This is a genomic window from Nesterenkonia haasae, from assembly GCF_010119385.1.
GTDB lineage: Bacteria > Actinomycetota > Actinomycetes > Actinomycetales > Micrococcaceae > Nesterenkonia > Nesterenkonia haasae.
This window is the reverse complement of the sequence record NZ_VFIE01000017.1, coordinates 179,975-202,072: the sequence shown is the minus strand read 5'-3', so window position 1 is coordinate 202,072 and position 22,098 is coordinate 179,975. Positions and strand designations below refer to the sequence as shown.

General features: G+C 60.2%; 15 protein-coding genes. 3 read left to right on the top strand and 12 right to left on the bottom strand.

The window, feature by feature from the left end:
- Positions 1 to 55: 55 nt before the first annotated feature.
- The 7 genes from FH975_RS01030 to uvrA form a co-directional block, all read right to left on the bottom strand.
- Positions 56 to 679, bottom strand: coding sequence for a superoxide dismutase (locus FH975_RS01030; RefSeq protein ID WP_153077519.1), 624 nt, complete (start codon positions 677 to 679; stop codon positions 56 to 58).
- A 147-nt stretch (positions 680 to 826) separates the two neighbouring features.
- Complete coding sequence (gene whiA / locus FH975_RS01025) at positions 827 to 1,807, bottom strand: DNA-binding protein WhiA (protein ID WP_153077518.1); 981 nt, start codon at positions 1,805 to 1,807, stop codon at positions 827 to 829.
- A gap of 63 nt (positions 1,808 to 1,870) precedes the next feature.
- Positions 1,871 to 2,893: a gluconeogenesis factor YvcK family protein gene (locus tag FH975_RS01020; RefSeq protein ID WP_153077517.1), complete on the bottom strand. Its 1,023-nt coding sequence runs from the start codon at positions 2,891 to 2,893 to the stop codon at positions 1,871 to 1,873.
- 17 nt (positions 2,894 to 2,910) lie between these two features.
- Entirely contained in the window at positions 2,911 to 3,801 is an 891-nt protein-coding gene (gene rapZ / locus FH975_RS01015; protein WP_162319667.1) for an RNase adapter RapZ, read from the bottom strand.
- A gap of 9 nt (positions 3,802 to 3,810) precedes the next feature.
- A complete protein-coding gene (gene uvrC / locus FH975_RS01010; RefSeq protein ID WP_153077515.1) occupies positions 3,811 to 5,694 on the bottom strand; it encodes an excinuclease ABC subunit UvrC in 1,884 nt (627 codons plus the stop codon).
- A complete protein-coding gene (locus FH975_RS01005) occupies positions 5,687 to 6,412 on the bottom strand; it encodes a lysophospholipid acyltransferase family protein (RefSeq protein WP_153077514.1) in 726 nt (241 codons plus the stop codon). The genes uvrC and FH975_RS01005 overlap by 8 nt, the downstream gene beginning before the upstream one ends.
- 42 nt (positions 6,413 to 6,454) lie before the next feature.
- Positions 6,455 to 9,364: an excinuclease ABC subunit UvrA gene (gene uvrA / locus FH975_RS01000; RefSeq protein WP_328821719.1), complete on the bottom strand. Its 2,910-nt coding sequence runs from the start codon at positions 9,362 to 9,364 to the stop codon at positions 6,455 to 6,457.
- A gap of 107 nt (positions 9,365 to 9,471) precedes the next feature.
- Between uvrA and FH975_RS00995 the strand changes: the two genes are divergently transcribed.
- From FH975_RS00995 to FH975_RS00985, 3 genes are read left to right on the top strand one after another with little or no spacing between them, the layout of a single operon-like run.
- The gene (locus FH975_RS00995) at positions 9,472 to 10,140 is read left to right on the top strand and encodes an MBL fold metallo-hydrolase (protein WP_162319666.1); all 669 of its coding nucleotides are present in this window, start codon (positions 9,472 to 9,474) and stop codon (positions 10,138 to 10,140) included.
- Positions 10,137 to 12,755 (top strand): DEAD/DEAH box helicase, encoded by a 2,619-nt coding sequence (locus tag FH975_RS00990; RefSeq protein ID WP_407938600.1) that lies wholly within the window; start codon positions 10,137 to 10,139, stop codon positions 12,753 to 12,755. Before FH975_RS00995 ends, FH975_RS00990 begins: the two co-directional genes overlap by 4 nt.
- Positions 12,752 to 14,035, top strand: coding sequence for an alpha/beta fold hydrolase (locus FH975_RS00985; protein ID WP_162319664.1), 1,284 nt, complete (start codon positions 12,752 to 12,754; stop codon positions 14,033 to 14,035). The genes FH975_RS00990 and FH975_RS00985 overlap by 4 nt, the downstream gene beginning before the upstream one ends.
- Before the next feature lie 8 nt (positions 14,036 to 14,043).
- Here FH975_RS00985 and uvrB read toward each other — a convergent pair whose 3' ends face one another.
- The 5 genes from uvrB to FH975_RS00960 form a co-directional block, all read right to left on the bottom strand.
- Entirely contained in the window at positions 14,044 to 16,176 is a 2,133-nt protein-coding gene (gene uvrB, locus FH975_RS00980; RefSeq protein ID WP_162319663.1) for an excinuclease ABC subunit UvrB, read from the bottom strand.
- Between the two features lie 21 nt (positions 16,177 to 16,197).
- Positions 16,198 to 16,803: a dephospho-CoA kinase gene (gene coaE, locus FH975_RS00975; protein ID WP_202922933.1), complete on the bottom strand. Its 606-nt coding sequence runs from the start codon at positions 16,801 to 16,803 to the stop codon at positions 16,198 to 16,200.
- 20 nt (positions 16,804 to 16,823) lie between these two features.
- Entirely contained in the window at positions 16,824 to 18,617 is a 1,794-nt protein-coding gene (locus FH975_RS00970; protein WP_162319662.1) for a BCCT family transporter, read from the bottom strand.
- Positions 18,618 to 18,759: 142 nt separating this feature from the next.
- The gene (gene rpsA / locus FH975_RS00965; protein ID WP_153077507.1) at positions 18,760 to 20,271 is read right to left on the bottom strand and encodes a 30S ribosomal protein S1; all 1,512 of its coding nucleotides are present in this window, start codon (positions 20,269 to 20,271) and stop codon (positions 18,760 to 18,762) included.
- A gap of 383 nt (positions 20,272 to 20,654) precedes the next feature.
- Positions 20,655 to 22,040 carry a GNAT family N-acetyltransferase gene (locus tag FH975_RS00960; protein WP_162319661.1) on the bottom strand — a complete coding sequence of 462 codons (1,386 nt, stop codon included), beginning with the start codon at positions 22,038 to 22,040 and terminating at the stop codon, positions 20,655 to 20,657.
- Between the last annotated feature and the right edge of the window lie 58 nt (positions 22,041 to 22,098).

The window sequence follows — 22,098 nt, the reverse complement described above, 5'->3', positions numbered from 1 at the left end:
CAACCTATTGTGTCATAGGAGCGACGCCGCGGCGCCGCTATGATCACGTCTTGGACTACGGGGTGACCAGCTTGGCAGCCCCGGCACGTGCTGCTTCCAGACGGGAAGCCACGTCATCCCAGTTGACAATGTTCCACCAAGCCTTGACGTAGTCAGGCTTCACGTTCTGGTAGTCGAGATAGAAGGCGTGCTCCCACATGTCCAGCATCAGCAGCGGAGTCGTAGCTACGGGGATGCCGTTCTGCTGATCATAAAACTGTTCGATGACCAAGTTGCCACCGATGGGCTCGAAAGCCAGCAGGGCCCAGCCGGATCCCTGAATTGTCAGGGCAGCCTGCGTGAACTGCTCTTGGAATTTGTCGAATCCTCCGAAGTACTCATCAATCGCAGCCGCCAGCTCACCTTCGGGGCGCTCCTGACCGTTGGGGGTCAGGTTCTTCCAGAAGATGGAGTGGTTGGTGTGTCCACCCAGGTTGAACTGCAGGTCCTTGAGAAGCTTCGGAGTCGTGGCGTAGTCGCCCTTATCGCGAGCCTCGGCCAACTTCTCCAACGCCGTGTTAGCGCCACCGACATAGGTGTTGTGGTGCTTGGAGTGGTGAAGCTCCATGATGCGTCCGGAAATATGCGGCTCCAGGGCACCGTAGTCGTAGTCGAGCTCAGGAAGGGTGTACTCAGCCATGCGTTCCTCCTTGTGACGGGATTCCGAGGTCACTGCCTCGCTGCAAATTATCCTATGCCGCCAGGGCCAGTCGTTGAAGGGGGTGAAGCTGTATGACGGACTCTGTTCACCATCGGATGAAACGACGTGGTGATCAGGCCTGACCGTTCAGCTGTCCAACATGTCATCTGTGACGTGCGCGTCTGTGCCGGGGATGCCCTTGTCCTCGGCAAGTTTGTCCGCCATAGCCAGGAGGCGGCGAATCCGTCCTGCGATCGCATCTTTGGTCATGGCCGGTTCGGCCAACCGGCCAAGTTCGTCCAGGGAGGCTTGCTTGTGCTGCAGGCGCAGCTTTCCGGCGTATTCGAGATGCTCCGGGACTTCTTCCCCGAGAATTTCGAGAGCTCTCTCTACCCGGGCCCCGGCAGCTACTGCGGCCTGAGCGGAGCGTCGCAGATTGGCATCATCAAAGTTGGCCAGCCTATTCGCGGAGGCACGGTGCTCGCGTCGCTGACGGCGCTCCTCCCACACTTCGAGGGTTCTATGTGCCCCCATCGCAGTGAGCAGTTTGGCGATGGACTCGGCGTCTCTGATGACCACTCGGTCGGCGTTGCGGACTTCACGAGCTTTGGCGAGGATGTCCAACCGACGGGCGGCTCCTACGAGTGCCAGGGCTGCTTCCGACCCGGGGCAGGTGACTTCCAGTGAACAAGACCGGCCCGGCTCGGTAAGTGAACCGTGAGCAAGAAATGCTCCTCGCCAGGCGGCGACAGCGTCGGCGACTGAACCATTGACGATGACGGCAGGAAGCCCACGCACGGGACGCCCGCGTCCATCGAGGAGACCAGTCTGCCGAGCCAGTGCGTCGCCTTCGCGGACCACTCGGACCACATACCGAGAGCCGCGTTTCAACCCGTTGCCGGAAACAACGATGACCTCACAGCCGTGACCGTAGACCTCACCCAAACCGGCACGTAGGCGCCGTGCCGTGTGGGCGTGATCCAATTCGGCTTCGATCACGATTCGACGAGAAATCACGTGCAGACCGCCGGCAAAGCGGAGCATGGCGGAGAGCTCAGCCTTGCGTTCAGAGGTGGTGAAGACCTCCACTCGGGAGAGTTCATTCTTGACCGATTCGGTCAGCGCCATTGGTATCGGATCCTCATGTGTGGTTCGGGTCGGCTGATGCGCGGGAGCGTGCGCAATAGTATCTCAGGCGTGGAACACCTCGCTGAATGATATGGCCAGACGCAGCGGATCGTGAACATCCTGCTGTGACTCACGCCGAACCTTCCCGTAGGTGATCTCAGCGCCAAGCGCTGCGGCCGACTTCTCGAACTCTTCCCTTTCAGAGGGTGTCACAGAGCGTGGGTCGGCAATTACAGCATCGATCCGGACCCCCGGGGCATACTCAGCAATCACGTTCAGGTGATCCGCAGGGCTCATCCCCAGAGTTTCCGATGTGTCCGGCTTGAGATTCATCACAACGCACCGCTTGGCTTCGGTCTCACCCAGCGCATTGCGAAGCCCGTCCAGAAGGAGGTGGGGCAGAACTGAGGTGTACCAGGAGCCTGGTCCGAAGACCACCCAGTCGGCGAGTTCAATGGAACTCACCGCTTCAACGCACGGTTCGGCGTCCTGGGGCTCCAATTGGAGGTCGGTGAGTCTACCCAGACTCCCCGCACGAGCGATATCGGCCTGAGATGTCATTCTCACTGCCGCTCCGCCGTCTTTGGGGTGCACCAGCCCCGAGAGGGACAGGGGGGTGCGCGACATGGGCAACACCTGGCCGCGAGCACCGAGCAGTGCACCGGCCCATCGAAGACCGTCGACTGGGTCACCGAGCAGCTCCCATAAAGCGACGATCAGCAGATTTCCCATGGCGTGATCGTCGAGGCTTCCGGTGATTCCGTCCTTGGATCTGAAACGGTGTTGCATGACATCAGCCCAGGTTCGACCCCAGTCGGTATCGTCACACAGGGCGGTGAGCGCCATACGGAGATCCCCCGGGGGCAGCACGTCCATATCCTGCCTCAACCGTCCGGAGGAACCGCCATCGTCTGCCACAGTGCAGACCGCCGTCAGGTGCTCTGCGGCCACAATCCGAAGGGCTTTCAGCGTGGCTGAGAGTCCGTGCCCGCCGCCAAGTGCGGTCACGCGAAACGACGTCCGATTGATCGGTGGCACTACAGGCTGAGTGCTTAGCATCGGGACGGGCCCGGTCATTTGGTTCACAGCAGGTCACCCGTCAGCTATTCGCGGCCGAGGTCACGGTGAACTACGTTTACCGTGACATTGGGGAGTTGGGCCAGCCGGCGGGCCAGCTCCTCGCTGATGGCCACGGAGCGGTGCTTGCCGCCAGTGCAGCCAACAGCCAGTGTGGCGTAGTGCTTGTTCTCGCGCCGGTAACCATCCAGGACCGGTTTCAGAGCTTCTACGTAACGGTCTACGAACTCACCAGCCCCCTCGTTCTCCAGAACATAGTCGCGGACCAGAGCGTTCTGCCCTGTCAGCGGGCGCAGTTCGGGGACCCAATGGGGATTGGGGATAAACCTCACGTCAGCCACGTAATTGGCGTCAGCGGGGACACCATATTTGAAGCCAAAACTCATCACGTTCAGTCTCAGGGTGATGGGGCCGTCGTCGTTGAAGAGTTCATTAATGGCGTTGGCAAGCCCGTGGACGTTGAGGTCCGTGGTGTCGATGACAATGTCGGCCTGTTCCTGCACCGGCGCAAGGAGTTCGCGCTCCAACCGGAGCCCATCCAGTATGCGTCCATCCCCCTGCAGCGGGTGCGGACGACGCCCCTGCTCGAATCGACGCACCAGAAGCTCGTCACTGGCGTCCAGGTAAAGGACTCGATAGCTGATACCCGCCGCTGAGATCTGTGTGAGGCCTTCCTGCATGGAGCTGTAGAGTCCGCGGCTGCGAGCGTCGAGAACTACAGCTAGTTTCTCCACTGATCGAGGGTTACGGGCCACGAGATCCATCATTGTGGAGATGAGCTCAGGAGGCAGGCCCTCGACGACGTACCAGCCCATATCTTCCAGTGCATGGGCTGCGGTAGTGCGCCCAGCCCCGGACATACCGGTGACTATAAGCAGTTCGTTCTCGGGAGGTTTCACCGGTGCAAGGTCGCTCATGTCTCCACCCTACTTCGCCGGCCCGTCCCCTCGCAGGTGTTCGAGGATCTTCATGGCCGTCTCCAGCCCAAGGCCGGGAACTTCGGCGATCTCCTCCGGTGTCGCCCTGGTGAGGTTCGCCACCGATCCGAAATGCGCGACGACGGCAGCTCGACGCTTGGGGCCGAGGCCCGGCACATCATCGAGCGCAGAGGCGGTCATCTTTTTGGACCGGGTAGTCCGGTGGTAGGCGATGGCGAACCTGTGGGCTTCATCGCGGATTCGCTGGAGCATATAGAGCGCCTCGGAGGTTCTCGGAAGCACCAGGGGAAATGTGTCATCGGAGACCCACACCTCTTCAAGCCGTTTGGCCAGGCCCACTACGGGCATATCGGTAAGCCCCAAGTCATCTAGTGCCCGCCGTGCCGCTGTCACCTGAGGTTGGCCTCCGTCCACCACCACCAGGGTCGGCGGATAGGCGAACTTTCCCGGATCATCCACATCAAGATCAGCAGACTCTTGGAGGTACTTTGTGAACCTCCTGGTGAGGACGTCATACATAGCGGATGTGTCATCCCGGGCTGCCTCTCCACGTATGCTGAACCGCCGGTAGTCCTTCTTCTTTGGCAATCCATCCTCCAGGACCACCATTGAGGCAACTACGTTGGTACCCCCGGTATGGGAGACGTCAAAACACTCGATACGCAGCAGAGGCTCCTGGAGTCCCAACTGCTCCTGCAGCTCACGCAGCGCCGCGGACCGGGTCGTGATATCGCTGGAGCGTCGTGCCTTGTGCAGACTCAGGGCCTGCTCCGCGTTCTCCTGGACCGTATCCAACAAGGCGGCCTTGTCTCCGCGCTGCGGCACCCGGAGGTCCACAGCCGCGCCGCGGCGCGCGGAGAGCCATTCCGTCAGCTCCGTGCGGTTATCCGGAACGGCCGGAACCAGCACCTCCCGAGGTATTCGTTCAGTATCGGCCATATCCCCGTAGATCTGGAGTACGAGCTGCTCGACCATGCCGGCGTCGTCGATCTCCTCAACTTTTTCCGAAATCCAGCCGCGCTGTCCTCGGATACGACCCTGCCGCACATGAAAGACCTGGGCACTGGCTTCCAACTCGTCCTGGGCAAAGGCAAAAATATCGGCATCTGTTTCCTCAGTGAGCACAACTGCATTGCGCTCGAAAACCCGCTGGATGGCGTGAAGGTCATCGCGGTGCCGGGCTGCGTCCTCATAGCGAAGCTCTGAGACGGCCAGTTTCATCTGCGCCTCGATTCGCCTGATGTGGGGACCGGGGCGGCCAGCCATCACCTCGACGAACTCCTGAGCGAGTTTTCGGTGGTCCTCGACAGAGATATTTCCCACGCATGGCGCGGAGCACTTGTCGATGTAGCCGAGCAGACAGGGACGTCCAGCGGCTTCAGCACGTTTGTAGACTCCTGTGGAACACGAGCGGACAGGAAATACCCGCAGCATAGTGTCGACCGTGTCCCGGATGGCTTTGGCGGGGTAGAAGGGCCCAAAGTATTTGACGCCAGGTTTCTTGTCTCCTCGCATCACCTGGACTCGCGGAACCGCCTCGTTCATAGTCACGGCGAGGTACGGGTAAGACTTATCGTCGCGGTACATAATGTTGAACCGCGGGGTGTGTTGCTTAATCCACGTGTATTCCAGCTGGATGGCCTCCAGCTCGGAGCTCACCACGGTCCACTCGACGGAAGCGGCTGCATGGACCATGGCATAGGTTTTGGGATGCAGCTGATGCACAGACGTGAAGTATGAGTTCAGCCGGGATCTTAGGCTCTTGGCCTTACCCACGTACACGACCCGGCCATGGGCGTCGATAAACCGATACACCCCCGGCCGGGTGGGGATCTCACCGGGTTTTGGGCGGTAGCTGGCTGGATCAGCCATCGGCTCCGGCGGGTCTGGTGTTGTACTCCTGGACGCGTTCTTGACCCGAGAGATCCGCGATGGCGTCCATCACGGCGTTGGTCGCTTCCTTCCGCGGTTTCATAGAGTGCTTCTCCCCCAGCTTGGCGAAGTGGAGCGGGGCACCGACCCGCATCTCGAACCGTGCTGGACGCATCATGTTCTTATCTGGGGGCTGAAGCCTTTCGGTACCCCGAAGCCCAACTGGGACCACGGGGGCACCGGTGGCCAGGGCTAACCATCCGACCCCATTCTTGCCACGATATAGCCGTCCGTCTCGGCTCCGGGTCCCTTCTGGGTAGATCCCCACACCATGCCCGGCTTCAATGATTGAGGTGAGGCCGTAGAGTGCCTCAACTGCGCCGGACTGCCTGTCTCGATCCACTGGCACGGAGCCGAAAGACTCAAAGAAGAAGCGCATTCCCCTGCCCCGCAATCCGGACTGAGTGAAGTACTCAGCCTTGGCGAAGAAACTCACCGCTCGGGGAAAGATCCCCTGCATGAGCACTGAGTCCAGGAAACTCAAGTGATTGGAAGCCACTATGAAGCCGCCAGTGTCGGGGACGTTCTCCAGCCCTTCGACCGTTGGTCGGCACAGGAGCCGCAGGGCGCCTCCGCCTATCCGGCGGATTCGCTCCTGAGCTGCAGTGCGGCCCTCTACAACGGCTGCCGTGGTTGGTGGTTCCGGTACTGTGTTCATCGCAAGAGAGCTTAGCAACTGTAGAAGCCTGAAAGGGCCAGATCAGAGCAACGACGCCAAGAACTTGCCGGTGTGAGACCCGGTGGCCTCCCCATTCCGGGCAATATCTTCAGGGGTACCTTCGGCAATAATCCGGCCCCCGCCGGACCCTCCCTCAGGGCCGAGGTCGATGACCCAGTCCGCTGACTTCACCACGTCGAGGTTGTGCTCGATGGTCAGCACAGTGTTTCCCTTGTCCACCAGACCTTGAAGGACACCAAGCAGTTTCCGGATATCTTCGAAGTGCAACCCGGTTGTGGGCTCGTCCAATACGTAGATCGATCGACCATTGGAACGCTTCTGCAGTTCCGAGGCGAGTTTGACGCGCTGTGCTTCACCGCCGGAGAGCGTGGTCGCCGATTGGCCGAGGCGCACATAGCCCAAGCCAACCTCCACAAGGGTATTGAGGTGCCGTGCGATAGGCGCGAATGCAGAGAAGAAGTCTGCGGCCAACTCAATGGGCATATCCAGCACATCCGCGATTGACTTTCCCTTGTAGAGAATGTCCAGTGTCTCGCGGTTATAGCGCGCCCCTAGGCATACTTCGCAGGGTACGTAGACGTCCGGTAGGAAGTTCATTTCGATCTTCAGGGTGCCGTCACCGGAGCACGCCTCACATCGGCCGCCCTTGATGTTGAAGCTGAACCGTCCTGGCTGATAGCCGCGTATCTTGGCTTCTGGAGTCGAAGCGAAGAGTTTCCTGATGTGATCGAAGACGCCGGTATAGGTCGCTGGATTGGATCGGGGTGTTCGACCTATCGGACTTTGGTCTACCTGAATGATCTTGTCGAGATGGTCGGCGATGCCATCGATCCGCCGGTGCCTGCCAGGCACTTGGCGTGCCTTGTTGAGCCGATTGGCCAGTGATTTCGACAGAATCTCATTGATGAGCGTGGATTTTCCCGAGCCCGAGACACCAGTCACGGCCAAGAAGACCCCCAGCGGAATATCGACGGTGACGTTGCTGAGGTTGTTCTCCTCTGCCTCGACAATACGCAGCTTGCGCTCCTGATCGACCGATCTGCGTTCGGCCGGCACCGCAATGCTCCGCCGACCCGCAAGATAGTCCCCCGTGATGGAGTGTTCGTTGGCTCGCAGACCCTCGACCGAGCCGGAGTGAACGATGCTCCCGCCCCGTTCCCCCGCACCTGGGCCGATGTCGACGATCCAGTCGGCCTCAGCGATGGTGTCCTCGTCGTGTTCGACCACGATGAGCGTGTTGCCAAGATCGCGCAACCGGGTGAGAGTCTGAATCAGGCGGGTGTTGTCCCGCTGATGGAGGCCGATTGAGGGCTCGTCAAGCACATAGAGGACTCCTACCAACCCCGAGCCGATCTGGGTTGCAAGGCGAATGCGTTGGGCCTCTCCCCCAGAGAGGGTTCCGGCTGCGCGCTCCAAGTTGAGGTAGCTCAGCCCGACATCCAGTAAGAACTGCAGGCGGGCATCAATCTCCTTGAGGACCTGATCCGCAATTTTGGCATCGCGGGTTGAGAGCTCGAGGCTGCGGAAGAACGCGGCACATTCGTCGAGCGGCAACCGTGCCACATCTGCAATAGATCTGTCCGCTATGAGCACGGACAGAACAGCAGGGTTCAGCCGCTGGCCCGCACAGGCAGGGCATGGGATCTGCCGCATGTACTGTTCGTACCTGTCGCGCGCGTTATCCGACTCGACCTCCTCATGCTTGCGCTCAATATAGGCCAGTACACCCTCGAATCCACTGGTGTAGCGGCGTTCCCGGCCCCAGCGGTTTCGGTAGGAAACTTTGACTTTGAAATTGCGTCCGCGGAGTAGTGCCTTCTGCACTTTGGTGGGGAGATCTCTCCAGGGTGTGCCGATGGAGAATTTGAGCTCATCAGTCAATCCTTCGATGATCCGGACCCAGTACTTCTTTGTCTCAGCGCCCATAGCCCACGGCGCAATGGCGCCCTCTCGGATTGAGAGCGAATCGTCGGGCACTACCAGATCGGGGTCCACTTCCAGCCGCGAGCCGATGCCAGAACAGACGTCGCAGGCCCCGAAGGGTGAGTTGAAGCTGAAGGTTCGCGGTTCGATTTCGTCGATAGGCAACTGATGTTCGTTCGGGCAGGCCAGATTCTCGCTGAATGCCCGGTACTTGGGCCCAGTGAGCCCCTCGGGGACGCGTGCGGGGTCGGATGGCTCGCCAGTCTCGTCAAGATCGACCAAGTCGATCACAACCCGTCCTTCGGCCTGCTTCAGTGCAGTCTCAATCGAATCGGTAAGACGCTGCCGCATACCGTCACGAATGACCAGACGGTCGATTACTACATCGACGGAGTGCTTGTACTGCTTCTCCAGTGTGGGCGGCTCACTGAGCTGGATGAGTTCTCCGTCAACCACGGCGCGGGAAAATCCGGCACCTGCCAACTCCCGGAAGAGGTCCTTGAACTCACCTTTGCGTTCACGAACGACGGGCGCAAGAACCTGAAAACGCGTGTTCTCCGGGAAGCTGAGGATCTGGTCGACGATCTGCTGTGGCGTTTGCCGATCTATCTTCTCTCCGCATTCAGGGCAGTGCGGCACACCGATACGCGCCCAGAGCAGACGCAGGTAGTCGTGAATCTCAGTGACCGTACCTACTGTGGAACGTGGGTTGCGTGAGGTCGATTTCTGGTCGATGGAGACTGCGGGCGATAACCCCTCGATAAAGTCGATATCCGGCTTGTCCACTCGCCCCAGGAACTGGCGAGCGTAGGCGGAAAGAGACTCCACGTAGCGTCTCTGGCCCTCGGCGAAAATGGTGTCGAACGCCAAAGACGACTTCCCGGAGCCGGAGAGTCCGGTGAAGACGATAAACGAATTCCGGGGCAGCTCTACCCCGACGTTCTTGAGGTTGTGCTCACGTGCTCCTTGGACAACGATCTGGGTGGCTTCAGCTCTGGTTTCAGGCACGCGCACAAGTGTAAGCCCGCACCCTTATTCGAACAAGTGTTCTAGAGGCCGGGTTAGCCCTGAGCGCAACCTGTGAAGGAATCCGGCGTGCGCATAGACTGGAGCGCATGGCTCCGGACAACTCCTTGATCTATGACTTGCCCGCAGTGACTCTTCGGCGCATCGCCGTCAGTGAGATGAGTAACAATGTGTATCTCCTCACTGCCAAGAAATCAGGGATCCAGGTTCTGATTGATGCCGCAGACGATCCCGCGGAGATTCACTCGATGATTGCCGAGGCTGCCGGTGACACCCCCTGCTCCCCTGGTCTGCGCGCGGTGCTCACCACTCACGGCCACTGGGATCACATCCGCGCGCTGACCGAGTTCGCCGAGGCAGAGGGAGTGGAGCTGGCGGCTGGAGAGAAAGACGCGGCCGGAATCGAATCCGACAAGGGCGTGACAGTTCACCGCAAGCTCAGGCACGGCACTACGATCCGCTATGACGGAGTAGGTCTTGATGTGCTCCACCTACGCGGACACACCCCGGGATCTGTTGCTTTCGTCTATCCAGTGGAGGACGGACCGACGCATATATTCACCGGAGACTCGCTCTTCCCGGGAGGTGTGGGGAAGACGTCGAGCATTGAGGATTTCCAACAGCTGCTCGATGACGTGGAGTCCAGGATCTTCGCCAAGTTCGACGATGACACCATCGTCCACCCAGGGCATGGGGCCCCCACGACCCTGGGGGCTGAGCGCCCCCACCTTAGCCATTGGCGGGAGCGCGGCTGGTGACGCCACCGCAGGCTACGTCGTCAGCAATCCTGCGCGTCCCCGGATCTTGGGGCACTCCCACCCCAGAACAGCTCTTTGAGGCGTTCCATCAGTGGGCAGAGGATCAAGGGATCACGCTCTATCCCGCCCAGGAGGACGCCATCCTGGAACTGGCGGACTCCCAGCACGTGATTATGGCTACCCCCACCGGGTCGGGGAAGTCGCTGGTGGCCTTGGCTGCGCATTTCTTCGGTCTCGCACGTGGGGAGCGGACCATGTACACGGCCCCCATCAAAGCACTGGTGAGTGAGAAGTTCTTTTCCCTGGTGGGAGTCTTCGGCGCAGAGAATGTCGGCATGGTCACTGGAGACTCTGCGGTCAACGCTAGCGCACCCATTATTTGCTGCACAGCCGAAATTCTGGCCAATGAAGCTCTTCGCGACGGTGCTGAAGCGGAATTGGGTCCCGTGGTGATGGACGAGTTCCACTTTTACGCGGACCCCCACCGGGGCTGGGCTTGGCAGGTTCCGCTGATTGAGCTGCCGCAGGCGCAGTTCCTGCTGATGTCCGCAACCCTGGGCGAGACCACACGTTTCGAGAACCGGATCGCAGAGCGGACTGGACGGGATGTTGTGGTCGTCTCCTCCGCGGAGCGTCCTGTACCCCTGACGTTCGAGTACTCGACCACAGCTTTGGTGGACAAACTCGAAGAACTTGCTGCCAAGCAGCGCGCCCCTGTGTACGTGGTGCATTTCTCTCAGCGTGAGGCTGCGGAGCAGGCTGCGGGACTTATGAGCCTCAACCTCTTATCCAAGACCGAGCGTGAGCGGCTCGGCGAACGGCTCAAGACTTTTCGGTTCGCCAAGGGCTACGGGCAGACGCTCTCCCGCCTCTTGAAGTCCGGAGTGGGAGTCCATCATGCGGGAATGCTGCCGAAGTACCGAAGGCTTGTGGAGCAGTTGGCGCAGGAGGGACTGCTCAAAGTCATCTCCGGAACCGACACTCTGGGCGTCGGCATTAACGTGCCAATCCGCACGGTACTGCTGACCGGTCTTTCAAAGTATGACGGCACACGCGTCCGGCAACTCAACGCGCGCGAATTTCACCAGATCGCCGGCCGAGCCGGCCGTGCAGGTTTCGACACTGAAGGCACGGTCGTCGTCCAGGCTCCCGAGCATGTCATCGAGAACCAGGCCGCAGCGCGAAAACTTGCGGCGAAACACGGTGGAGATGACGCCAAACTCGCGCAGGCGTTGAAAACGAAGCCTAAGAAGAAGCCTCCTGAAGGTTTTATCTCGTGGAGTGAGAAGACTTTCGAGAAACTGATCGTCGCCGAACCAGAACCGATGGTGTCGCGGATGAGGGTTACGTACGCGATGATTCTTCATCTTCTGAATCGGCCGGAGGACCCGGTGATGGCCATGCGCCGGCTCATCACCAGCTCAGATGAGACTCCGGTGCGGCAGGCCCAGCTGCAACGCCGCGCCCTGGAGATACTGCGGGAGTTGTTGACTGCAGGGGTCCTGGAGAAGTTCGAAGAACCTGATGAAGACGGCCGAACAGTGGATCTCACGATCGAGTTGCAGGATGACTTCGCGCTCAACCAGCCGCTTGCTCCATTCGCGGTAGCGGCTCTGGACCTGTTGGATCCGGAGTCAGAAACGTATGCCCTCGACGTGATCAGTGTCATCGAGTCCATCCTGGAAACCCCATACCAGGTGACCGGTGCGCAGGTGAAAAAGCTCAAATCGGAGCGGTTGGCAGAGCTGAAGGCCGACGGTGTGGACTTCACCGAGCGCATGCGAATTCTGGACGATATGACTCACCCGCAGCCGTTGGCTGAGATCTTGGAGCAACAGTTTGAGGTCTACCGAGCCGCTGTCCCGTGGGTCGCGGATCACGAGCTGCAGCCCAAGTCCGTTGTGCGAGACATGATTGAACGCGCCTTCACTTTCATCGACGCCGTCAACTTCTACGGGATAGCCCGCAGCGAAGGAGTGCTGTTGCGCTACCTGACAGACGCGTATCGGACATTGAGCCAGACGGTCCCCACCGCCAAGGTTAACCAAGACCTGGAGGACCTGCTCGAGTGGCTCGGTGAGGTCATCAGGCAGACAGACTCTTCGCTTCTGGAAGAGTGGGAGCGGCTGGCCGCCGGCGATGATCCAGAGAAGCTCGCCGCCTGGCAGAAACAGCGAGACGAAGACGCCGCCTCAACGCCTGCGAGTGGTTTTACGAGTAATGAGCGCGCTTTCGCCGTGCTCGTCCGCAACGCAATGTTCCGTCGAGCCGAGCTGTTTTCCCAGGAAAAGGAGCAGGCATTGGCTGCCCTGCAACGGGAGCAGTCGCCGAATTCCGAATGGGCGAATCCGGAACGCTGGGCTGAGGCACTGGATGGATTCTTCGACGACTACGAGGACGTGTACGTCGATGCCAAGGCGCGCAGCGCCGATTACTTCCGACTGGACAAAAATCCGGCTGACAGGGCTGGCTTTTGGCACGCGGTCCAGGTGCTCGACGACAATAAGGGAAATCACGATTGGGGCATCCACGCTTGGATCGACCTTGCGGCCTCCGACGAGGCCGAAGCCGCAGTCATCACAATTGACTACGTCGGTGAGTTGAGAAACGCGTGATCACCCGTCAACTGGTGGATGGCACATGCGTCACTGAGCACTGGATCACCGTGCCATTGGACTGGTCGGTTCCGAACGGGGAAAAGATTCAGGTGTTTGCCCGCGAGTTCGTAAGCGCCGAGACTCTGGCCAAGGGCCAAGTCCATCTGGATGCTCTGCCCTACCTGCTGTTTCTCCAGGGTGGACCTGGTGGGAAAGGAAACCGGCCCGCGAAGCTGAGCGGATGGATGGCGGAACTGGCTCAGGATTTCCGAATCATCATGCTGGACCAGCGCGGAACCGGGCTCTCCACACGCCTGGACCGGAACAGTTTGAGCGTCCGGGGATCAGCAGAAGAACAAACCAAGTACCTGAGATGCTTCAGGGCCGATTCAATAGTGCGCGACGCCGAGGCGTTGCGCACCCAACTGGGCATCCGGTCATGGACAATATTTGGTCAGAGTTTCGGCGGATTTTGCGCACTGACCTATCTCTCCTTTTTCCCTCACCACCTGGACCGGGCTCTGATCACCGGCGGGTTAGCACCGCTGACCGGTCACGCAGACCAGGTGTACCGCCAAACATATCGGCGCATGGCGGCGCGCAACGTCGAGTACTTTGACCGATTCCCCGAAGACCGGGAGCGTCTCGACGCCGTCTTCGACCACGTCAGGACACAGATTGTCCGGCTTCTGGATGGATCACCGCTCACTGCGGCACGTGTGCAGATGCTCGGCATGGAGCTTGGCGCGAACACCAAGGCAGACTCACTCCATTACCTCTTGGAGGAAGCGTTCGCTGGAGGCACTCTTTCAGACACCTTCCTGGCCGAACTCGGGCAGCGCATCAGTTTCGCCAGTAACCCGATGTACGCCGTGATGCATGAGTCCATCTACGGACTCCCCGGTGAACCTCCCACCAACTGGTCCGCTGAACGGATTTTGGCTGAGTTCCCGGAGTTCTCGGAACAGGCTGCATCGCCCCTGCTGACCGGCGAAATGATCTTCCGCAGTCATATTCGGCTGGATCCGGTGTTGGCGCCGCTCACGGGAACCGCCAATGCCGTTGCCGCGGTGGAAGACTGGAGCCCGCTTTACGATCTGGACCAGCTTGCGCGCAATGAGGTACCCGCAGCTGCCTGCGTGTACACCGATGACGTCTTCGTCGACCGCACCCTGTCTCTGCAGACCGCTCAACGGGTGGCAAACCTCTCGGTCTACGAGACGAACGACTTTCACCACGACGGGATCCACGACGACGGCGCCGCAATCCTCCGCGAACTGCTCCGGCGTACGGAATAGAGGAGGGCCTACTCGGCGGCCTGGATAGCTCGCAGCTCGCGCTTGAGGTCACCCAACTCGTCGCGCAGCCGGGCAGCGAGCTCAAAGTTGAGGTTCTCAGCGGCCCTGTGCATCTGTTCCGTGAGCTGGGCGATCAGATCAGCTGTGTCCTTGGCTGGTGTCTGCGAAGCGAAACTTGGTGCCGCCCCGTTCTGCTCGGCGTCGGCGTCGGCGTCCTTGTGGAACCCAGTGAACCCGCGGTGACCTTTTCCATACTGGAAACCAGTGGCCAGTCCTCCCATCCCTTGGAGCAGATCGGCGGTGTCGTCGTCTTCCCTGGCCAGCTGATCGGTGATGTCCGCAATTTTCTTGACCAGCGGTGTGGGATCGATTCCGTGTTCCAGGTTGTGCGCGATCTGACGATCACGCCGGCGTTCGGTCTCATCGATGGCTCGCCGCATGGAGTCAGTGATCCGATCGGCGTACATGTGGACTTCGCCGTGCAAGTTCCGGGCAGCCCGCCCGATGGTTTGAATGAGGCTCGTGGTGGAGCGAAGGAACCCTTCCTTATCAGCGTCCAGGATGGCCACGAGGGAGACCTCCGGCAGGTCCAGCCCTTCGCGCAGCAGGTTAATCCCGACCACTACATCGAATGTTCCTTTTCGCAGCTCCCGAAGGATCTCGATGCGCTTGAGCGTATCCACATCTGAGTGCAGGTACTCAACCTTCACGCCGTGCTCTAACAAGTACTCAGTGAGGTCCTCTGCCATGCGTTTGGTCAGGGTGGTGACGAGGGTGCGTTCATTGCGTTGGGTGCGTGACCGGATCTCCCCGAGCAGATCGTCGATTTGGCCCTGGGTGGGTTTGACCTCTATCTGAGGATCAACTAGGCCGGTGGGGCGGATGATCTGCTCGACAACCCCATCGGATTGGGCCATCTCGTACTTGCCCGGTGTGGCGGATAGGTAGACGGTCTGGCCGATGCGCTCAAGGAACTCGTCCCACTTCAGTGGCCGGTTGTCCATGGCGGAGGGTAACCGGAAGCCGTGCTCCACCAGGGTTCGCTTACGGGACATGTCGCCTTCGTACATACCGCCGATCTGCGGGATCGTCACGTGGGACTCGTCGACGATCAGCATGAAGTCATCGGGGAAGTAGTCCAGGAGACAGTGCGGCGCGGATCCGGTCTCGCGCCCGTCGATGTGCCGAGAGTAGTTCTCAATGCCGTTGCAGAAGCCCATCTGCTGCATCATCTCGAGGTCGTAGGTCGTGCGCATCCGTAGCCGTTGAGCCTCCAGCAGCTTGTTCTGGGACTCCAGCTCCTGCAACCGTTCGCGCAGCTCGTCTTCGATAGCAGCAATGGCTCTGGCCATCCGGTCTTCACCTGCCACATAGTGGCTGGCGGGGAAGATGTACATCTCTTCCTCATCGCGGACCAGTGTCCCGGTGAGCGGATGAAGCGTGTGGATTGCCTCAATCTCGTCGCCGAAGAACTCGATTCGCACCGCGAGCTCCTCATACATGGGGATGATCTCGACCGTGTCACCGCGTACCCGGAAGGTCCCGCGGTGGAAGTCGGTGTCATTGCGCACGTACTGCATAGCGACGAACCGGCGGAGCAGCTCATCCCGGTCAATCGTCTCCCCCCGCCGCAGAGACACCATTTGCGCGATGTACTCCTCGGGCGTTCCCAGGCCGTAGATGCAGGAGACCGTCGCGACCACGACAGTGTCACGCCTCGTCAGCAGCGCGTTGGTCGCCGAATGCCGGAGACGCTCAACTTCTTCATTGACGGAGCTGTCCTTCTCGATGAAGGTGTCAGTCTGCGGGACGTACGCCTCAGGCTGGTAGTAGTCGTAGTAGGAGACGAAGTACTCCACAGCGTTGTTCGGCAGCAGTTCGCGGAACTCATTGGCCAATTGCGCAGCCAGGGTCTTGTTCTGAACCATGATGAGGGTAGGGCGCTGCAGACGCTCGATCAGCCAGGCGGCAGTCGCGGATTTACCCGTACCTGTGGCTCCCATGAGGACAACGTCTTTTTCCCCACCTTCAACCCGCTCAGCGAGTTCCTCGATGGCGTTCGGCTGGTCGCCTGAAGGCTGGTAGGGGCTTTCCACGGAGAACGGAGCGACGGTCCGGGAGATCTTGGGGGCAAGACTCATGATGAGTAGTCTACGCCTTCATCATCGAATCTGTGTTCGAAGCTTGGTCCATAGACGGTCTGTTTGTGCATGGAGCTCCTCCAACGTGCCAGAGTTGTCCAGCACCACGTCTGCAGCCGCTGCTCGCTTCCAGTCTGTGGTCTGGGCTCTGATCCGAGACTCAGCTTCGCTACGGTCCATCCCACGATCCTCACTCATTCTGCGTACACGCTCGTCTTCGGGAGCCTGTACTACGACGAGAACGTCGAACCGGTCCTGCTGACCCGTCTCGACCAAGAGCGGGATGTCCTCCACGACCACCGACCCATCGGGCGCAGCCTCTCGGAGCCGAGCTGCAGCTTCCCGGACTCTGGGGTGAATGATGGCGTTGAGCCGGCCGCGAGCTTCGTCGTCGTCGAAAATCACCTGCCCCAGTGCTGCACGGTCGAGGGAGCTGTCGGCGGCCACCACATTCGGTCCGAACTCGGTGACGACCTCAGCCAGACCCTCTGTGCCGACCTCGACGACTTCTCGAGCAAGCTCGTCCGCATCGATGATGACTGCACCATGCTCGGCGAGACGCTGCGAGACTGCGGACTTTCCGGAGGCGATCCCACCGGTGAGCCCCACATGAAGAATTCTGGACATGACTCCACTGTAGAGCGTGGTCAGCGCCGGGGCGGGACGTCCCCCGAGTCAGGCGCGGCAGGGTCCACTACAGGGTTCTCACCAGTGCGGATCCGGTACTCGGTGACGACCGGGGGCTGCTCCGCATGTTCGACTTCGGGCGCAGTCTCGGGCTGGGTGCCTTCTGCATAGTCAGGAGCGACGACGGCGTTGGCCAGCGTGTCGTCGTTCTCCTCCATGCGGCGCTCAAACTCCTCAGGTGGCAGGGTCTGAAGCCAGCGGCGCGTGCGCAGGTGCTTGATCTCTCCGGCATCCTCGCGCATCGCTCGGGAGAGGTTAAACATGATGAAGTACCCGAGGATGAAGAACGGCAGACCAAAGACAAGCGCGACGTTCTGCAGCGCCTCCAGTCCACCCTCACCGGTAGCGGTGAGAAGAATCGCAGCGATTGTGCCGATGGCGATGGTCCAGAACGCCCGCTGATGAAGCGGAGCCTTGCCCTCGAAGCCATTGCACATATCGTCCAGCACCAGGGAGCAGGAGTCCATGGAAGTGATGAAGAAGATACCCACCAACATGATGGCCACAGCGGATGTCAGCGTGGCGAGCGGGAACTCGGCGAGGAAGCTGAAGAGTGCGGTTTCGACGCCATCCTCTACGACCGAGTCGACGAGCCCTCCTTCACCGTTGAGCTCAATGTCGAACACTCCTGTGCCCCACACACCGAACCAGATGATGGTGAACAGCGTGGGAAGTCCCAGCACGCCGGTGACGAACTGACGCACGGTACGACCGCGTGAGATGCGCGCGATGAAAATGCCGACGAATGGCGCCCAGGCAATCGTCCACGCCCAGTAGAAGATGGTCCAACCTTCCTGCCAGCCGGTATCGGAGAGGGTGTCGTTCCACCAAGCCACCTCAGGCAGGAGGCCCAGGTATACGCCCGTCCACTCGAACATTCCGCGCAAGAGGTACACAGTAGGTCCGGTAACCAGGATGAACACCAATAGCGCGATCGCCGTCCAGATGTTGAAGTTGGAGAGCTTCTTAATTCCCCTCTCCACGCCGAGGACTGAGGACACCGTGGCTACCAAGGTCACCACACCGATGATCACAATGAAGGCCCACCAGACATCCGGCAGCCCAACAAGCTGGGCCAGTCCTGCATGGATCTGCATAGTCCCCAGTCCAATGGAGACAGCAACGCCGAAAATGGTGCCGACAATTGCAAAAACGTCAATGGCTTTGCCGATCGGGCCATGAATCCCGTCGCCCAAAATCGGCTGGAAGATGGAGGACACGCGCGGGGGAAGTTTGCGCTTGTAAATGAAGTAGGCGAACGCCAGTCCGGGCAGCGTGAAGATCGTCCAGGTGTGCAGTCCGAAGTGGTACAGGGTGAAGCCCATCGCTTCGCGGGCTGCTTCCTCCGTGCCGCCTTGAATACCGAGCTGCTCTCCGCGCGGCGGAGTGTCAAAGTGGTACGCCGGTTCGGCCACAGCCCAGAACATGAGGATCGTGCCGATTCCTGCGGCGAACAGCATGCCGAACCAGGAGATATCGCTGTGTTCGGGACGCTCGTGGTCGTCTCCCAGGCGCATCAGGCCGAAGCGCCCCACGGCCATCCAGAGCAGAAAGATCAAGAAAATCGTGACGCCTGAGACGTAGAACCAGCCCAGGTTCTCATAGAGCCATCCAGAGCCGGTGCCCCAGAAATTCCCCATGTCCTCGGGAATGATGAGCGTGACGACCACGAAAACTGTGATGATGGCCGCTGAAATGAAGAATATGACTGGACTTGTCCGGAGCCTAAACAGGTCGTGGACCTTCTCTAGCATCTGTTCCTCCCACGTTGAGCACAGGCCTGAGAAGGCCCTGGACGGTGCCCTACCGTAAGCAGGATTCGCCCATAAAAGCAACAAAACCCGCTCACTCCCAAGGGACTGAGCGGGTTTTGTTCAGCTAATTATCAGCTAATGACTACTTTCCGGTGAGCTTCTCCCGCAGGGCTGCGAGGGCCTCATCCGATGCCAGTGTTCCGGCGTCCTCGGTCTCAGGCTGTGCCGAGGAGTAGTTCGACGGAGCCGGCTCCGACTTGCGTCCGCTTGACGAGGATGACGAGGACGTCGAGGACATTGACGCTTCGGCTGCTGCCTCGGCGTCAGCCTCGATGGCCTTGCGCACCTGGTCCTTGTGGCTCTCCCAGCGTTCCTGAGCAATGGCGTACTGAGCTTCCCACGCGGCGCGCTGCTCTTCGTAGCCTTCCATCCACTCGTTGGTCTCTGGATCAAAGCCCTCGGGGTACTTGTAGTTGCCCTCGTCGTCGTACTCAGCGTCCATGCCGTAGAGAGCGGGATCGAAGTCTTCAGCTTCTGGCTCCACACCCTCATTGGCCTGCTTCAGCGACAGGCTGATCCGGCGGCGCTCCAGGTCGATGTCGATGACCTTGACGAAGACATCGTCATTGACGGAGACAACCTGCTCGGCCAGATCCACGTGGCGAACTGCCAGCTCGGAGATGTGCACCAAGCCTTCGATGCCGTCTTCGACGCGGACGAAAGCGCCGAAGGGCACCAATTTGGTGACCTTGCCCGGAACAATCTGACCCAGCGCGTGGGTCCGAGCGAAGGTCTGCCATGGGTCTTCCTGGGTGGCCTTCAAGGACAGCGAGACACGCTCGCGGTCCATGTCCACCTCGAGAACCTCTACGGTGACCTCGTCGCCGACTGAAACAACTTCCTGCGGGTGGTCGATGTGCTTCCAGGACAGCTCGGAAACGTGAACCAGGCCGTCGACACCGCCCAGATCGACGAAGGCGCCGAAGTTGACGATGGAGGAAACCACACCGGTGCGCACCTGACCGCGCTCGAGCTTGTTCAGGAAGGTGGAGCGCACCTCGGACTGGGTCTGCTCCAACCATGCACGGCGGGAAAGAACCACGTTGTTGCGGTTCTTGTCCAACTCGATGATCTTGGCTTCGAGCTCCTGACCGATGTACGGGGCCAGGTCACGGACACGACGCATCTCCACCAGCGAGGCGGGGAGGAAGCCGCGCAGACCGATATCCAGAATCAGACCGCCCTTGACCACCTCAATGACTGTGCCTGTGACGACGCCGTCCTCATCCTTGATGCGCTCAATGTCACCCCAAGCACGCTCGTACTGAGCACGCTTCTTGGAGAGAACCAGACGGCCTTCCTTGTCCTCCTTCTGGAGAACGAGAGCCTCGATCTGATCGCCGACGGCCACGACCTGGTCGGGATTCACGTCATGCTTGATCGACAGTTCGCGGGAAGGGATGACGCCTTCAGTCTTGTACCCGATGTCCAGCAGGACTTCGTCACGGTCGACCTTGACGATCGTGCCTTCTACCAAGTCTCCGTCGTCGAAGTACTTCATCGTGGCATCGACGGCTGCTAGGAACTCTTCTTCAGTTCCGATGTCGTTGATGGCGACCTGGGGGGCACCGGGGGCGGTTGCAGTGGTGGTCATGTAGTAGGTGTTCCTATGGGGATTGTGTGATTGGGTCAGTGCACTGTTCTTATCTGGCACTGATCGGCGGACAATTGCAGGGCGCCCGGAGTCATACAAAAATCGTATGATTCTCGAGCGGGATCTGTCAGAAGTCAGACACGACTCTGTGCGCAGAACGCGCCCGTTTAGTCTATACTCCTGCAACAACCTGGCACAACCGCACACCTTCTATGACGACGACGCCCTCTTGCCTGGCCAACGCCATAGGACGTTCCGCGGTGCCACACCTTCGGTCCCATCGAAGCTCCCAGCTCAGCTGGAGATTCGACGTTCTGCGGGATTCCCAAGAGGACATCTCGTAGCTGCGGCCCAGAGTCCCAGTGGGTGTTGCACAGTCGCTGCTAGAAGTGCGTGGCGCAGTGCGGGGCGGTTGCAAGATCGACGGTGGCTGAGAATGCTGCCCAATCGGCCTCATCCTCAGCAGTGATCCGACCCGCATCACGCATGGTCAACACGGAGACGTCTCCGAGGTAGAGGGAGCCAAGTGCCGCAACGTCCAGCCAGAAGTGCTGCGGTGCGGTCGCGCTCTCAGTACTGGTGACCTGAGCGACACCACCAGAGACCGAGACGGTGAACACCCCGTCAGCGATACCCAGAGAGTCGTTGATGGTGAGGCTGAATTCACCGTCAGCGTTCCATGCGCGCGCTTCCAGAGCCGCCACCGGGTTGAGCACGCGAATCCAGAGAACGTCACCGAGGCTCGTGGTCTTCACTGCCCGGGGGTTAACGAGTGCGTGCTGCAGCGGATCCGACACCGGCGAACCGTTGGGCGTCACGATGCGCTCCACGAGGTCCATACCGGCCAAATGCCGGAGCAGCTCGATTCGGCTGGTCGCATCAACAGCGATCAGATCGCGGATGCGCATAGTGGAGGGTTCGGTGTCCCAGCCTGCAAAGGTGAAGACCACATAGCCGCCGATGCTTCCGTCTTCTCGGACGTGCACAGCAGCCCGTGCTTTGCGGTCCCAGCTGGTGATGTTCTCGGGGTCCCAGCGGGCGGTGCCAGTTTCCCAATACGTGGACTGCCGGTCGACTGAGCCGCGGGTATTTGAATGAAACTGGGCGAAAACTTCCTTGAGGACGTCTTTGGTCTTGGAGGGGTCAACGGTGAGGACTTTGCCGACCTGCGGGGTCGTCAGTGCAAAACCATCCCCTGCAGCAGAGGCGTTGATCTGCAGGCCGCGGAGCCGAGTCGCAGCCCCGAAGCCGAACCGACCGTAGATTCCACCTTCAGAGACTGTCAGTGCAGCAAGCGCCAGTCCGTCCTGGACGGCGCTGGCCAGCCGGCTCGTCATCATGTGTTTGAGAATGCCGCGGCGCCGGAAGCTTGGGTTGACTGTCACCCCAGTGATCAGACGTGCTGGCAGAGGCTCTGGGCCTCCCGCGTTGATGGTCTTGTCGTAGTCGACGAATGTGCCCACTGGGTGATCTGGATCGAACCCAACTGTCTCCAGTGCCCCGCCCCAGGGCTCCAGGGCAGCGAAACCTCGGTCTACATAGACGCCGGTCAGTACCTGAGCATCTGCGTCACCGACGGAATGAAGCCGTTCCAGCTGCTCATCGCTGTACCACGGCTCATAGAAGCCGTATTCGACGGACCGAATAAAGGCAGCAGTACTTGCGTCCGGCTTACCAGCTTCACCGCTTCCAGGTTCGAATGTCCTGCTGGACAATCCTTCGGCCAGCGGAGAGACGGAGGGAGTCTGGGGGGCATACACGGGAGTCACCGAACCAGCCTAACCTCTGATGTGCCAGCCTGCTGATGTACACGCGGGATGTCAGGCC

What these genes read in the sequence shown, in the direction of transcription:
- FH975_RS01030 (WP_153077519.1), bottom strand. Translation starts at nt 679, where the DNA reads ATGGCTGAGTACACCCTTCCTGAGCTCGACTACGACTACGGTGCCCTG.
- whiA (WP_153077518.1), bottom strand. Translation starts at nt 1,807, where the DNA reads ATGGCGCTGACCGAATCGGTCAAGAATGAACTCTCCCGAGTGGAGGTC.
- rapZ (WP_162319667.1), bottom strand. Translation starts at nt 3,801, where the DNA reads ATGAGCGACCTTGCACCGGTGAAACCTCCCGAGAACGAACTGCTTATA.
- uvrC (WP_153077515.1), bottom strand. Translation starts at nt 5,694, where the DNA reads ATGGCTGATCCAGCCAGCTACCGCCCAAAACCCGGTGAGATCCCCACC.
- FH975_RS01005 (WP_153077514.1), bottom strand. Translation starts at nt 6,412, where the DNA reads ATGAACACAGTACCGGAACCACCAACCACGGCAGCCGTTGTAGAGGGC.
- FH975_RS00995 (WP_162319666.1), top strand. Translation starts at nt 9,472, where the DNA reads ATGGCTCCGGACAACTCCTTGATCTATGACTTGCCCGCAGTGACTCTT.
- uvrB (WP_162319663.1), bottom strand. Translation starts at nt 16,176, where the DNA reads ATGAGTCTTGCCCCCAAGATCTCCCGGACCGTCGCTCCGTTCTCCGTG.
- coaE (WP_202922933.1), bottom strand. Translation starts at nt 16,803, where the DNA reads ATGTCCAGAATTCTTCATGTGGGGCTCACCGGTGGGATCGCCTCCGGA.
- FH975_RS00970 (WP_162319662.1), bottom strand. Translation starts at nt 18,617, where the DNA reads ATGCTAGAGAAGGTCCACGACCTGTTTAGGCTCCGGACAAGTCCAGTC.
- rpsA (WP_153077507.1), bottom strand. Translation starts at nt 20,271, where the DNA reads ATGACCACCACTGCAACCGCCCCCGGTGCCCCCCAGGTCGCCATCAAC.